Origin of the sequence: Rhodopseudomonas infernalis, from assembly GCF_022271405.1 — a bacterium.
GTDB lineage: Bacteria > Pseudomonadota > Alphaproteobacteria > Rhizobiales > Xanthobacteraceae > Rhodopseudomonas > Rhodopseudomonas infernalis.
This window is the reverse complement of the sequence record NZ_JAJNAL010000036.1, coordinates 1-13,944: the sequence shown is the minus strand read 5'-3', so window position 1 is coordinate 13,944 and position 13,944 is coordinate 1. Positions and strand designations below refer to the sequence as shown.

General features: G+C 66.2%; 13 protein-coding genes. 5 read left to right on the top strand and 8 right to left on the bottom strand.

What is annotated here, in order from left to right:
* The first annotated feature begins 6 nt into the window (after positions 1 to 6).
* From LPW26_RS20100 to LPW26_RS20090, 3 genes are read left to right on the top strand one after another with little or no spacing between them, the layout of a single operon-like run.
* Positions 7 to 459 carry a MaoC family dehydratase gene (locus LPW26_RS20100; RefSeq protein ID WP_238737401.1) on the top strand — a complete coding sequence of 151 codons (453 nt, stop codon included), beginning with the start codon at positions 7 to 9 and terminating at the stop codon, positions 457 to 459.
* Positions 459 to 1,307 carry an HpcH/HpaI aldolase/citrate lyase family protein gene (locus tag LPW26_RS20095; RefSeq protein WP_238737400.1) on the top strand — a complete coding sequence of 283 codons (849 nt, stop codon included), beginning with the start codon at positions 459 to 461 and terminating at the stop codon, positions 1,305 to 1,307. Before LPW26_RS20100 ends, LPW26_RS20095 begins: the two co-directional genes overlap by 1 nt.
* A gap of 41 nt (positions 1,308 to 1,348) precedes the next feature.
* Positions 1,349 to 2,080, top strand: a complete 732-nt coding sequence (locus tag LPW26_RS20090; protein WP_238737399.1) for an IclR family transcriptional regulator — start codon at positions 1,349 to 1,351, stop codon at positions 2,078 to 2,080.
* A 178-nt stretch (positions 2,081 to 2,258) separates the two neighbouring features.
* Here LPW26_RS20090 and LPW26_RS20085 read toward each other — a convergent pair whose 3' ends face one another.
* Positions 2,259 to 3,302 (bottom strand): GMP reductase, encoded by a 1,044-nt coding sequence (locus LPW26_RS20085; protein ID WP_238737398.1) that lies wholly within the window; start codon positions 3,300 to 3,302, stop codon positions 2,259 to 2,261.
* A 153-nt stretch (positions 3,303 to 3,455) separates the two neighbouring features.
* Here LPW26_RS20085 and LPW26_RS20080 point away from each other — a divergent pair, with 153 nt between their 5' ends.
* Positions 3,456 to 4,358 carry a 2-dehydropantoate 2-reductase gene (locus LPW26_RS20080; protein WP_238737397.1) on the top strand — a complete coding sequence of 301 codons (903 nt, stop codon included), beginning with the start codon at positions 3,456 to 3,458 and terminating at the stop codon, positions 4,356 to 4,358.
* Positions 4,359 to 4,582: 224 nt separating this feature from the next.
* Here LPW26_RS20080 and LPW26_RS20075 read toward each other — a convergent pair whose 3' ends face one another.
* The 7 genes from LPW26_RS20075 to LPW26_RS20045 all read right to left on the bottom strand — a co-directional run bounded on the left by LPW26_RS20075 (position 4,583) and on the right by LPW26_RS20045 (position 12,006).
* Complete coding sequence (locus LPW26_RS20075) at positions 4,583 to 5,560, bottom strand: ABC transporter ATP-binding protein (protein WP_238737396.1); 978 nt, start codon at positions 5,558 to 5,560, stop codon at positions 4,583 to 4,585.
* Positions 5,557 to 6,972: an amidase gene (locus LPW26_RS20070; protein WP_238737395.1), complete on the bottom strand. Its 1,416-nt coding sequence runs from the start codon at positions 6,970 to 6,972 to the stop codon at positions 5,557 to 5,559. Before LPW26_RS20070 ends, LPW26_RS20075 begins: the two co-directional genes overlap by 4 nt.
* Positions 6,969 to 7,163: a hypothetical protein gene (locus LPW26_RS20065; RefSeq protein WP_238737394.1), complete on the bottom strand. Its 195-nt coding sequence runs from the start codon at positions 7,161 to 7,163 to the stop codon at positions 6,969 to 6,971. The genes LPW26_RS20070 and LPW26_RS20065 overlap by 4 nt, the downstream gene beginning before the upstream one ends.
* The gene (locus LPW26_RS20060; protein WP_238737393.1) at positions 7,160 to 8,224 is read right to left on the bottom strand and encodes an ABC transporter ATP-binding protein; all 1,065 of its coding nucleotides are present in this window, start codon (positions 8,222 to 8,224) and stop codon (positions 7,160 to 7,162) included. Before LPW26_RS20060 ends, LPW26_RS20065 begins: the two co-directional genes overlap by 4 nt.
* A gap of 1 nt (position 8,225) precedes the next feature.
* Positions 8,226 to 9,113 (bottom strand): ABC transporter permease, encoded by an 888-nt coding sequence (locus LPW26_RS20055; RefSeq protein WP_238737392.1) that lies wholly within the window; start codon positions 9,111 to 9,113, stop codon positions 8,226 to 8,228.
* A gap of 19 nt (positions 9,114 to 9,132) precedes the next feature.
* A complete protein-coding gene (locus tag LPW26_RS20050; RefSeq protein ID WP_238737391.1) occupies positions 9,133 to 10,086 on the bottom strand; it encodes an ABC transporter permease in 954 nt (317 codons plus the stop codon).
* 258 nt (positions 10,087 to 10,344) lie between these two features.
* Complete coding sequence (locus LPW26_RS20045) at positions 10,345 to 12,006, bottom strand: ABC transporter substrate-binding protein (RefSeq protein WP_238737390.1); 1,662 nt, start codon at positions 12,004 to 12,006, stop codon at positions 10,345 to 10,347.
* Positions 12,007 to 12,177: 171 nt separating this feature from the next.
* Here LPW26_RS20045 and LPW26_RS20040 point away from each other — a divergent pair, with 171 nt between their 5' ends.
* Positions 12,178 to 13,779 carry an ABC transporter substrate-binding protein gene (locus LPW26_RS20040; protein ID WP_238737389.1) on the top strand — a complete coding sequence of 534 codons (1,602 nt, stop codon included), beginning with the start codon at positions 12,178 to 12,180 and terminating at the stop codon, positions 13,777 to 13,779.
* Positions 13,780 to 13,944: the final 165 nt, after the last annotated feature.

Here is a 13,944-nt window from a genome sequence, read left to right as displayed (position 1 = left end):
ACCACCATGGCAGGGATGTATTTCGAGGAGTTTGCGGTCGGCCAGGAGTTTCGCCATGCCCTGACCCGCACCGTCACCGAGATGGACAACACCATGTTCAGCCTGCTGACGCTGAACCCGCAGCCGCTGCACATCGACGCGCACTTCGCAGAGAAAACCGAATTCGGTCAGCGCATCTTCAACAGCCTGTACACGCTCGGCATCATGATCGGCATGACGGTGTACGACACGACGCTCGGCACCACGGTCGCCAATCTCGGCATGACCGACGTGACGTTTCCCAAGCCGGTGTTCCATGGCGACACCCTGCGGGCGACCACCAAGGTGCTGTCGGTGCGCGAGTCGAAGTCGCGCCCGAACGCCGGCATCGTCGAATTCGAACACCACGCGCTCAACCAGAACGACGAGATCGTCGGCAAGTGCCGACGCATGGCGCTGATGCACAAGAGGCCGGTCTGATGCGCTCGATGCTGTTCGTGCCGGGTGATAGTCCGCGCAAATTCGAGAAGGCGTCGCAGGGCGCTGCCGACGCGCTGATCATCGACCTGGAAGACTCCGTGGTCGCGGAGAAGAAGGACGAGGCTCGTGTCCTGACACGAACGATGTTGGAAGCGCCGCGCGGCCGTCCGCAGCTCTATGTCCGCGTCAACGCGCTCGACACCGGCCGCACGCTCGGCGATCTCGCGGCGATCATGCCGGCGAAGCCGGACGGCATCGTGCTGCCGAAGTCGCGCGGCGGCGACGATGTGCGCAACGTCGCGCTGTGGCTCGACGCCTTCGAGGCCGCCGCCGGCACCGAACCGGGCTCGACCCGCATCGTGGTGGTCGCCACCGAAACCGCCGGCTCGATCTTCGGGCTCGGCAGCTACAAGGATTGCTCGCCGCGGCTCGCCGGCATGATGTGGGGCGCCGAAGATCTCGCGGCCTCGCTGGGCGCAACCGAGAACGGGAGCGGCGGCGTCTTCCACAGTCCGTATCGGCTGGCGCGCGACCTGTGCCTGATGGCCGCTGCGGCCGCAGAGGTCACGGCGATCGACACCGTCTACACCGACATCGACAATCTCGCCGGCCTCGAAGCCGAGACCCGCGCGGCGCGGCGCGACGGCTTCACCTGCAAGGCGCTGATCCATCCCAAGCACGTCGACATCGTCAACGCCGCGTTCGAGCCGACAGCCGACGAACGGGCCTGGGCCGTCAAGGTGATCGCCGCCTTCGCGGACAATCCGAACGCCGGCACGCTGCGGCTCGAAGGCAGGATGCTTGACAAACCGCACCTCAGGGCGGCGCAAAAGGTCTTGGGTAGATAAGGAAACGGGGCGGCCAACGGCCGCCGCTAACGGGACTCGCCATGATCGTCCGCCAGGCCGTCAATGTTCTGGAGATCCTCGAATACTTCGCGCGGGTGAAGAAGCCCGCGACGCTGGCCGAGATCGCCGATCACTTCGGCTGGCCGCGGTCGTCGACCTTCAACTTGCTGACGACGCTGGCGGAGAAGGGCTACCTCTACGAGCCGCGGCCGCGCGCCGGCTACTATCCGACACCGCGCTGGCTGGTGATGGCGCGCGAGGCCTCCGACGTCGAACCGCTGCCCGACTGGACCCACGCGCTGATCTCCAGCCTCTCGACCGAAACCGGAGAGACCGTCGCGATCGCCGCGCCGGCCGGCGTCATGGCGGTGTTCATCGACGTCGTCGAATCCTCAGCGGCGATCCGCTATTTCGCCAAGGTCGGCCATCGCGTGCCGATCCACGCCACCTCGAGCGGGCGCGCACTGCTGCTGCAATACGCCAAGGACGAGCGCGACTCGCTGTATCGCAAGATCGAATTCAAGCAGTACAACCACACGACCCCGATCAGCATCGACGCGGTCGAAGCCGAACTGCGCAAATCGCTGGAGCGCGGCTACTGCCAGAGCTTCGCCGACTACAGCCGCGACCTCGCCGGCGTCGCCGTGCCGCTGCCGATCGGCGAGCGCCGGCTGTCCGTCGTCGTCGCCGGCCCGGAATATCGCATCGGCGACAAAACCGCCGCCATCGCCGTGACGCTGCAGCAGGCGGTGGAGCGGTTTCGGGCGAAGTAGCTGCGCGCTTCGTGTTGTCCTCATCTACCCGAAAGCCCATCCCCGTCATTGCGAGGAGCGAAGCGACGAAGCAATCCAGGGCCGTGCACTGCGCTTCTGGATTGCTTCGCGGAGCCTGTCATCGGGCGGCGCTACGCGCCGACCCGGTGGCTCGCAATGACGGGGAGAGGCCTCGTGCTCACCGATCGAACACCGTGTTGCGCTGGGCGGTGACCAGGATGAAGGTGGTGCGTTTCGGGATTTCCTTCAGCTTCTCGGCGCCGATATAGGTCATCGCCGAACGTAGGCCGCCGGCGATGGTCTCCACCGTCGCGCGGACCTCGCCGCGATATGGGACCTCCACGGTCTTGCCTTCCGCCGCACGATAGTCCGCGACGCCGCCGTGGTACTTGTTCATCGCGGTCTCCGACGACATGCCGTAGAACACCATGCCGGTCGGCACCTTGCGGCCGTCCTGCTCGGCGTATTTCAGCTCGCCGCCGCATTCATTGTGGCCGGCCAGCATGCCGCCGAGCATCACGAAATCGGCGCCGCCGCCATACGCCTTGGCGAGATCGCCCGGCACGATGCAGCCGCCGTCGGAGCAGACGTGGCCCTTGAGGCCGTGCGCGGCGTCGGCGCATTCGATCACGGCCGAGAGCTGCGGATAGCCGACGCCGGTGAGATCGCGCGTGGTACACACCGAGCCGGAGCCGATGCCGACCCGGACGATGTCGGCGCCAGCGATCACCAGCGCTTCGGTCATCTCCGCCGTCACCACCGTGCCGGCCATGATGATCGCGTCGGGGTTCTCGTCGCGCAGCTTCGACACCGCGCGGACGAACGCCTCGGTGTAGCCATTCGCGACGTCGATGTTGATCATCGGCACCTTGGTCTTCTTCTTCACCGCCGCGAGCCGCTCCCAATCGGCCGCGCCGCTGCCGACCGTGAGGAAGACGTTCGGATCCTCGTATTTGTCGAGATAGGCCGCCAGCCGATCCGGATCGTAGAACTTGTGCAGCGCGACCAGCGCGCTGAACGGTCGGAACGCCTCCGCCATCTCGATCGTACCGATCGTATCCATGTTGGAGGCGATCAGCGGAAAGCCGGTCCATTCGCGGCGGGCGTGGCGGAAGCCGAAGCTGCGGCTGATATTGACCTCGAACCGCGACGACAGCACCGAGCGCTTCGGCCGGATCAGCACGTCGCGGAAATCCAGTTTCGGGTTCAGATCGATATGCACGCGAAAATCCTCTGTCGATGAGCGCCGAAGGATAAGAACCATTGGTTGCGCATTGGTTCGCCCCTGCAATGCGCAAATGGTCGCTCGCGCCGGGTTGCGGCCGCCCGCAAAGCGCTGCAGAACCGAGCTCGATAAACGCACAGGGAGCAGCGGATGAAAATCGCGGTGATGGGCGCCGGAGCGGTCGGGTGCTATTTCGGCGGGCTGCTGGCCGAGGCCGGCCACGACGTGACGCTGATCGGCCGGCCGAACCATGTCGAAGCGATCAACGAACGCGGCCTGCTGCTGGAGACCAAGGACGGCCGGCGCTTTATCCCGCTGCAAGCCGCGACCGATCCCGGCGCGATCGAGCCGCCCGATCTGGTGCTGGTCTGCGTCAAATCCGCCGACACCGAAGCGGCCGGAGCCGCGCTGGCGCCGCGGCTGAAGCCGGACAGCGTGGTGCTCAGCCTGCAGAACGGCGTGGACAATCCGCAGCGGCTATCGAGCCCGATCGGCCGCGCGGCGATCGGCGCGGTGGTCTATGTCGGCACCGAGATGGCCGGGCCCGGTCATGTGCTGCATCACGGCCGCGGCGACCTGTTGATCGGCGCATCGCCGCAGAGCGACGCGATCGCCGCGACACTCACTGCCGCCAACATTCCCACCACCGTGGTGCCCGACATCGATCAGGCACTGTGGTCGAAGCTGATCCTGAACTGCGCCTACAACGCGCTATCGGCGATCGCCGACATGCCGTACGGCCCGCTGATGCAGATCGACGGCACGCGCGAGGTGGTGGCCAACGTCGTCGCCGAATGCATCGCGGTGGCCCGCGCCAGCGGCGTCGCCATTCCGGATGATCTGCAGGACAAGGTGCTGGCGCTGCCCGGCATGATGCCGAGCCAGAAATCGTCCACCGCCCAGGATCTCGCCCGCGGCAAACCAGGCGAGATCGACTTCCTCAACGGCACCGTGGCACGCCGCGGCGCCGAACTCGGCGTCCCGACGCCGACCAACCAGGCGCTGCAGGTGGCGGTGAAGCTGATCGAAGCCAGCCGCGGCATCGGCCGCTGAGGAGGGCTACGCGGTCGTCCGACAAACGCCGTGCTCTCAACATTCTCGACGTCATCCTGAGGTGTCCGGTGGACCGCGCGCATGCGCGGTGCACCGGGCCTCGAAGGATGGGCCAAAGCGCCCGTCGCCTCATCCTTCGAGGCTCGCTACGCTCGCACCTCAGGATGACGGTCGTGCGGGTGGAGAGAGAAGCTAACTAACTCATCATCCATGGATGGCCGATCTCACGCCATCGCCGCCGCCGGCTCCACCAGGATGCAGCGGGCGGTGCGTCCGGGGCCGACCTCGACGTCGGGCGGCAAACCTTCGGTGCAGCGCGGCTGGGCGTGGGCGCAGCGCGGTGCGAACGAGCACGCGGTCGGCGCCTTGTCGAGCGAGGGCGGCGCGCCTGGGATCGTCTCGAGCCGCGTGCCGCGCTTGGCGCCGTGCACGGTCGAGGCCAACAGGCCCTGCGCATAGGGATGCAGCGGCGTCCGCACGATCTCGCGCAACGTGCCCTGCTCGATGATCTGCCCGGCATACATCACGGCGACGCGGTCGCAGATCTCGATCGCCACGCCGATGTCGTGGGTCACGAAGATCACCGACATGCCGAACTCGCGCTGCAATTCGCGCAGCAGCAGCAGGATCTGGATCTGGACGGTGGCGTCGAGCGCCGTGGTCGGCTCGTCGGCGAGCAGGATCTTCGGCCGGCAGGCGAGCGCCAGCGCGATCATCGCGCGCTGCCGCATGCCGCCGCTCATCTCGTGCGGATAGGCGTCGAGGCGTCGCTTCGCCGAGGGAATGCGCACGACTTCGAGCATCTCCAGCGCCCGCGCGGTAGCGTCCTTCTGGCTCTTGCCCTCGTGGCGCATCACCGTCTCGGCGATCTGCTGGCCGATGGTGTAGACCGGATCGAGCGCCAGCGCCGGTTCCTGGAAGATCATCGACACCGCCTGGCCGCGGAAGTTCGACAGCGCGTCGTCGTCCATCGCCAACACGTCGCGGCCCATCACTTCGACCTTGCCGGTGATCGTCGTGCGCTTCTTCGGCAGCAGCCGCATCAGCGCGCGCAGCGTCACGCTCTTGCCCGACCCGGACTCGCCGAGCAGGCCCAGCACCTCGCCCTCCCCGAGCGTCAGGCTGAGATTGTTGACCGCGTGCACGGTGCGGTCGCCGCCGAAGCGGATGTTGAGATCGCGGACCTCGACCAGATTGCTCATGCGGGCTCCGGCAGTTTTGTGTGGAAGTCGGTGGCGCGCTGCCAGGCGGCGCCGATGCGCAGCAGCGTCGCCTCGTCGAAGGCGCGGCCGAACAGTTGCAGTCCGATCGGCAGTCCGCTCGCCGCAAAGCCGCACGGCATCGCCAGCGACGGCAGGCCCAGATAGTTGATCGGCCGGGTGAAGCGCGTCAGCCGCTGGATCACCGCCTCGGCATTCAGACTGTTGCCGACGTCGCTGTCCGCGATCATCGGCGCCGGCACTGGCGACACCGGGGCCAACACCGCATCGACGCCAGCGATCGCCGCGACGAATTCGGCCAGCGCCACACCGCGCCAGCGGAGTGCTTCGAGATAGGACAGCGCCGGCACGCCGAGCGCGTTTTGCAGCCGCATCAGCACCTGCGGGCCGTAATCCTGCGGCCGCTCGCGCATCCACTGCGCATGGAAGCCCGCGGCTTCGACGGCGAGCACGAGCTGGCTCGCCGCGGTGAGCTGGCGCTGCTCCGGGAGCTTCACTTCGACCACCCGCGCACCCTCGCGCGCCAGCGTCGCCTTGGTGTCGTCAAGCACGCGCGCGACGTCGGCGTCGAGATCGTCGACATAGAACGCGCTCGGAATACCGATCGTCATGCCCTGCAGCGATCCGCGCGTCGCCGCCAGATAGTCCGGCACCGCGCGGGTCGAGGTGGTGGGATCGGCCGGATCGACGCCGGCCATCAGGCCGGTCAGCAGCGCGCAATCTTCGGCGGTCTGCGCCAGCGGCCCGACGGTGTCTAGCGATTGCGACAGCGGCATCGCGCCGGCGCGGCTGATCAGTCCAACCGTGGTCTTCAGCCCGGTGACGCCGCAGAAATGCGCTGGCATCCGGATCGAACCGCCGGTGTCCGAGCCGAGCGCCGCAAAGGTCAGCCGCGCCGCCACCGCGGCGCCGGAGCCCGACGACGAGCCGCCGGTGATATGCGCCGGCGCCCACGGATTGCCGACCGCGCCGTAGTGCGCGTTGTGGCCGGTCGGCCCATAGGCGAATTCCGACATCTGCAGCGAGCCGAGTCGAACCGTGCCGGCATCCTTCAGCCGCTGCAGCGCCGTCGAGGTCGTGGTCGCGACGTAGTCCTTGCGGATCTTCGAGCCGCAGGTCACGACATGGCCGGCCTCGTAGTACATGTCCTTGTGGGCCAGCGGCACGCCGTGCAGCACGCCCTTGCTGTCGCCATGTGCCAGCGTAGCATCCGCCGCGTCGGCAGCAGCGAGCGCGCTTTCCGCTTCGATCGACATGAACGCATTGAGCTTCGGCTGCGCCTTGGCGATGCGATCGAGGCAGGCCTGCGTCACCTCGCGCGACGATAGCTTCTTGGCAGCGAGCGCCGCGGCGACTTCGGTCAGCGTCAACAGCGCCGGATCGGACGAACTCATCGGGCGGACTCGTTCTGCACGGCGACGTAGCTCGCCGGTTCGAGATCGAACGGCAGCGTGCCGGCGATCAGCGCAAAACCTTCGAACGCCGGGCCGATCGAATTGGCGATCCGCGCTGCGACCTCGTCGTCGACCGGCAGGCCGGCGATCTCCGCCATGGGCTTGATCACGGACGGGGCGGGTTTGATCATTGGGCGATGTCTCCTCGGGGGGCGCGGCTGTGGCCGGAGCCCGGAATCGCCATGAAGCATGCCGCCTGATGGCCGCTCGCGTCCAGCTCGGTCAGCTTCGGCGCAGTGGCGCCGCACAGCGGCTCCGCGAACGGGCAGCGGGTGTGGAACCGGCAGCCGGCCGGCGGATCGATCGGGTTCGGCGGATCGCCGGAGATCGGCGGCGTCTCGGTGCGCTTGTCCGGATCGGACGACGGCATCGCTGCCAGCAGCGCGCGCGTATAGGGATGCGCCGGCTGATCCCAGACCTGATCGACCGGACCGAGTTCGACGACTTCGCCCAGATACATCACCAGCACGCGGTCGGAGATGTAGCGCACCACATTGAGATCGTGGCTGATGAACAGATAGGTCAGGCCGAACTCGCGCTTGAGGTCGACCAGGAGATTCAGCACCTGCGCCTCGACCGATTTGTCGAGCGCCGACACGGCTTCGTCCAGGATCACCAGCCGCGGCGACAGTGCGAGCGCACGGGCGATATTGACGCGCTGGCGCTGGCCGCCGGAGACTTCGTGCGGATAGCGATTGGCGAAATTCTCCGGCCGCAGCCCGACCTTGCCGAGCAGTTCGCGCGCAAGCGCCCGCGCGGTCGAGTCCGCCATGCCGTGTACCTTCGGGCCGAACGCGATCGACTCCTCGATGGTGAGCCGCGGGTTGAGCGACGCGTAGCTGTCCTGAAACACCATCTGCATGCCGCGGCGCAGCTCGCGTAGCGAAAGTTCGCGACCGACCTGACGGCCGTCATAGATGATGTCGCCGGCATTGCGCGGCATCAGATGCATCAACAATCGGGCGGTCGTCGACTTGCCGCAGCCGGATTCGCCGACGATGCCGACGGTCTCGCCCTTGGCGATCGCGAAGGTGACGTCATCGACGGCGCGCACCGTCTTGGCGGCGCCGAACAGGCCACCGCGCACCGGGAAGTGCTTGGTCAGTCCCTTGACGTGGAGCAGCGGCTGCGCGGCCCCGCCGACGTCTTCGATCGGCTCGAGCATGTCCGGAATATCTGCGATCTGCGTCATGTCAGTTCCTGATATCCATCGCGCTGCGCATGCCGTCGCTGAGCAGGTTGAAGCAGATCGACACCGCGAAGATCATCACGCCGGGCAATGCTGCGACCCATGGATTGACGTAGATCGCGGTGCGCAGCGTGTTCAGCATCAGGCCCCATTCGGGCTCCGGCGGCTTGGTGCCGAGACCGAGGAACGATAGGCCGGCCGCCAGGATCATCGATACCGAGATCAGACCCGTGGCGTAGACGAAGATCGGCCCCAGCACGTTGCCGAGCATGTGCACCCGCATGATGGTGAACGGTCCGGCGCCGGAGGCGCGCGCGGCCTCGACGAAGTCCATGTTGCGCACGCCGGTGGTGACGCTCTCGGCGACGCGGGTGATCTGCGGCAGGAACACCACGGTCAGCGACACGATCGAGTTGGTGATGCCGGCGCCGAGCGCGCCCGAGATCGCAATCGCCAGCAGCACCGAGGGAAACGCGTAGAATACGTCGATGGTGCGCATGATCGCGGTGTTGACCTTGCCGCCCACATAGCCGGCGACGAGGCCGAGCGAGGTGCCGAGCACGAAGGCCAGCACCACCGGCAGGATGCCGATCAGCAGCGACAGCCGGCCGCCATAGATCAGCCGCGCCAGCATGTCGCGGCCGAGCTCGTCGCTGCCGAGCGGATAGTTCGGCGTGCCGATCGGCTTCAGCCGGCGGATCATCGAGCCCTGATAGGGATCGGCGAGGTGCAGATACGGCGCGAAGATCGCCGACAGCAGAATCAGCAGCAGGATCAGCGCGCAGGCGATGCTGACCTTGTCGCGCAGCAGCCGGCGGCCGACAGTGGACCAGTAGCCGCGCGCGTTGCCGGCGGGTGCGATCTGCGGCGCGGTGTCGGTGAGCGTGGTCATCAGCCTCAATCCTTCCGGCTCAGGCGCGCTTGATGCGCGGATCGATCGCGGCCTGCGCGATGTCCACCACCAGATTGAGGAACACGAAGAACAGCGCCAGCACCAGGATGGTGCCCTGCAGCAGCGGCAGGTCGCGCTGGAAGATCGCGGAGTTGAGCAGCAGCCCCGAGCCCGGCCAGGAGAACACCGTCTCGATCAGGATCGAGCCGCCCAGCATGTAACCCAACTGAAGCCCCATCACCGCCAGCGCGGTCGGTGCGGCGTTCTTCAGCACGTGACGGAACACGTGCGTCTCGCGCAGGCCTTTGGCGCGCAGCGCCTCGACGAAATCCTGCGACAGGATATCGCCGGTGAGCGCCCGCACCGTGCGGGTGACGATGCCCATCGGAATGACGGAAGTGGTGATCGCCGGCAGCACCAAGTACTTCAGATGCGCCCAGTCCCAGGCCCACTGCCCCGAGCCGCCGGGGCCGGCGCCGACCGCGGGCAGCCAGTTGAGCTGCACCGAAAAGATGATCACCAGCACCATGCCGAGCCAGTAATGCGGCACGGAGACGCCGGCGATCGCGATCGAGGTCGAGACCTTGTCGATCCAGGTGTCGCGGAAGTAACCGGCCAGCAGGCCGAACAGCAGCCCGAACGAAAAGCCGATGATCGCCGCGGCGATCGCCAGCATCACCGTGTTGCTGACCGCGCGCAGCACCTCGGCCAGCACCGGCCGTCCTGTCGCGATCGAATTGCCGAGATCGCCGTGCAGCGCCTTCCACAGCCACAGCCCGAACTGCACCGGCAGCGGCCGGTCGAATCCGTAGGCGGCGCGCAGTTGCGCCGCGAGTTCCTGCGACGCGTCGGCCGGCAGCACCGCGACCAGCGGATCGCCGGGCGTGATGTGCACCAGCAGAAAGCACACCAGCGCGACGCTGAGTACGATCGGAATCACATAGACGAGGCGGCGGGCGATATAGACGAGCACAAGTCACCTTCGTTTCTGCTCGTCATGCCCGGGCTTGTCCCGGGCACCCACGGACGCAGGCACGGTGCCTGTGGTCGTGGATGGCCGGGTCAAGCCCGGCCATGACGTGGAAAGAGTGCGCGTGGACCAACGATGCACTCGTCGACTGTCAACGCACGGCCTGTCCGTCATTGCGAGCGAAGCGAAGCAATCCAGAAGCACAGTGCACGGCGCTGGATGCTTCGTCGCGTTGCTCCTCGCAATGTCGAGAGACCTTGCTCACTGGCTGATCGACACCGGCGAGAAGTCGACGAACCAGCTCTTCGGTTGCACGAAGCCCTTGATCTTTGGGCTCAGGGCGCGGGGGCCCACGTCGTGGGCGACGTAGAGGAACGCGGCGTCGTCGATCGAGGCGGCGTTCAACTCCGCCAGAGCTTCGTCGCGCTCCTTCTCGTTGAACGAGGTGCGGGCCTTCTTCACAAGTTCGTCGAACTTCGGATTGTTGATGTAGCCCCAGTTGTTCGACACCGGCGGCGCCATCGACGACTGCAGGAAGCGCACCAGTGCGAAGAACGGATCCATCGCCGCGTAGGTGATGTTGACCGCGTCGGAGCCGTTGGCCGACGGATCCTTGACGCCGCGGCGCCAGTTGGTGAACAGCGTATTCCATTCGATGACGTCGAGCTTGACGTCGAAGTAACACTCCGCCAGCGCCTGCTGCAGATACTCGTTCATCGGCAGCGGCAGCATCTGGCCGGAGCCCGACGCCGAGGTCTGGATCTTGACGCTGAGCTTCTTGGCCGGGCCGAAGCCGGCTTCCTTCATCAACTTCTGCGCCGCCGGCAGATCGTATTTGATCTGGAACGCCGGCTTGCCGCGCCACGGATGGCCGGGCTCGAACGTGCCGGTGGCCGGCACCATCAGGCCGGCGAGCAGGCCGTCGCGCAGCCCTTCGCGATCGATGCAGAGATTAGCAGCGCGGCGGACGCGAATGTCGTTCCAGGGCGAGCCTTCGATCCGCGAGAACTGCCACGGCCAGACGTGCGGCTGCTCGTTCTTCTCGATCTTGAAGCCGCGGCTTTCGATCTCCTTCACGGCATCGGGCGCCGGCGCCTCGACCCAGTCGACCTGGCCGGCGAGCAGCGCCGCGGTGCGCGCATTGGCCTCCGGCATCGGCAGCAGCACCATGCGGTCGGTCTTCGGCACGCGCGCCTTGTCCCAGTAGTTGTCGTTCTTCACCAGCTCGAGCCGCTCGCGCGGCGTGAACTTCGCCATCTTCCACGGGCCGGTGCCGGCCGCATCCTTGGCGAACGCGGCCCAGGCGGCCTGCGACTTCGCTTTCGCGTCGGCGCCCTCGGCGCGCTCGGACAGCACCTGCCATTTCGACGGGCTCGCCATGAACAGATTGGTGAGGTTGATCGGCAGGAAGCTGTCGGGCTCCTTGGTGGTGAGCTCGACCGTCATGTCGTCGATCTTCCTGGCCGATACCAGCGTCGGCATCCGCGACGCGGTGACGCCGACCTGGCTGGCGTCGAACTGCGGCGCCTCCTTGTTCAGCACCTTGTCGACGTTCCACACCACCGCATCGGCGTTGAACGGCGTGCCGTCATGGAAGGTCACGCCGGGGCGCAGCTTGAAGACCCACTTGGTCTTGTCGGCCTCGTCGACCTTCCAGTCGGTCGCGAGTCCCGGAATCACCACGCTCGCCTTGGTGGCCGACGACAGGTCCCACATCGTCAGCGCGTCGTACATCGTCAGGCCGGTGAAGCGATTGCCTTCGAACCCCTGATCGGGCTGGCCGAGCGTGCGTGGAATGTCCGCAGCCGTCATGCCGATGCGCAGCACGGTCTCGGACGCGGCGAGCTGGGGCAAGGCCATGGCGCTGACAGTGGTCAGGGCAAGCAACGCGGTGGTGCGACGAAGGAAGTGAAGGTGACGCATGCTGGAAACTTCCTGTGTGACTAATTTATACGCTGCATTATGCAATGCGTGTGCCATCCAAAGCGGCAGGCAATCATTCGCATACAAATAATTCGGGTTCGCGCGAGACGCGAAAAACTTGGCATTCGCATTGCAAGCCATAGCGCCATCGTCATGAGGAGAGCAGTTGCGATGAAGCGACTTGGAAGTGCGTTGATGCTGGCCGCGATGGTCGCCGCCGTGGGCGCGATCGGGCCCGCGCGGGCCGAATCCGTAGTGCGTTACGGCATCTCGATGGCCGATATTCCGCTGACCACCGGCCAGCCGGACCGCGGCGCCGGCGGTTATCAGTTCACCGGCTACACCATCTACGATCCGCTGGTGGCCTGGGAGATGAACGTTGCGGACCGCCCCGGCAAGCTGGTGCCGGGCCTCGCGACCGAGTGGAAGGTCGACGATTCCGACAAGACCAAGTGGCGCTTCAGCCTGCGCAAGGGCGTCAAATTTCACGATGGCAGCGAGTTCAACGCCGACGCTGTGGTCTGGAATCTAGACAAGGTGCTCAACGAAAAGGCAGCGCAGTTCGACAAGCGCCAGAGCGCGCAGGTCAAGACGCGGCTGCCCTCGGTGAAGAGTTACGCCAAGATTGATGATTATACGGTGGAGATCACCACCAAGGCGGTCGACTCGTTCTTCCCGTATCAGATGCTGTGGTTCCTGGTGTCGAGCCCGGCGCAATACGACAAGGTCGGCAAGGACTGGGACAAGTTCGCCGCGCAGCCGTCCGGAACCGGTCCATTCAAGCTGACCAAGCTGGTGCCGCGCGAACTCGCCGAGCTCACCAAGAATAACGACTACTGGGACAAGACGCGGCTGCCGAAGACCGACAAGCTGATCCTGGTGCCGATGCCCGAAGCGCTCACCCGCACCAACGCGCTGCTGGCCGGGCAGGTCGACCTGATCGAAACGCCGGCGCCCGACGCGGTGCCGCAGATCAAGGCGGCCGGCATGAAGATCGTCGACAACGTCACCCCGCATGTCTGGAACTATCATCTCAGCGTACTGCCGGGCTCGCCCTGGACCGACGTGCGTCTGCGCAAGGCGCTCAACCTCGCGATCGATCGCGACGCGGTGGTCGGGCTGATGAACGGCCTCGCCAAGCCGGCGATCGGTCAGGTCGACCCGTCGAGCCCGTGGTTCGGCAAGCCGACCTTCAAGATCAAATACGATCTCGCCGAAGCCAAGCGGCTGGTGAAGGAAGCCGGCTACTCGCCCGAGAAGCCGCTGAAGACCACCTTCATCATCGCCACCGGCGGCACCGGCCAGATGCTGTCGCTGCCGATGAACGAGTTCCTGCAGCAAAGCTTCAAGGAGATCGGCATCGACGTCGAGTTCAAGGTCGTCGAACTCGAAGTGCTGTACACCGCGTGGCGCAAGGGCGCGGCCGACGAAAGCATGGCGGGCATCACCGCCAACAACATCGCTTACGTCACCTCGGACCCGCTCTACGCGATCGTGCGGTTCTTCCACTCAGGCCAGGTTGCGCCGGTCGGCGTCAACTGGGGCGGCTACAAGAACCCGAAGGTCGACGCGCTGATCGACGAGGCCAAGACCACCTTCGATCCCGCCAAGCAGGACGACCTGCTGGCACAAGCCCACGCCCAGATCGTCGACGACGCGGTGCTGGTCTGGGTCGTGCATGATACCAACCCACACGCGCTGTCGCCGAAGGTGAAGAGCTTCGTGCAGGCGCAGCACTGGTTCCAGGACCTGACCACGATCGGCCTGCAGTAAGTAACAAGCCGTCGACGCATCACCGAGGCTGCGCGATCCGCGCAGCCTCTTTTTTGATCGGTTTACCTTCTTCAGGCCCGCTCATCTCTTGTATCGGCCGACATCCGCACTCCGTCATTTAGCGCCGCCGCCCCACCCCCAACGTCATCACCCGCGAATGCGGGG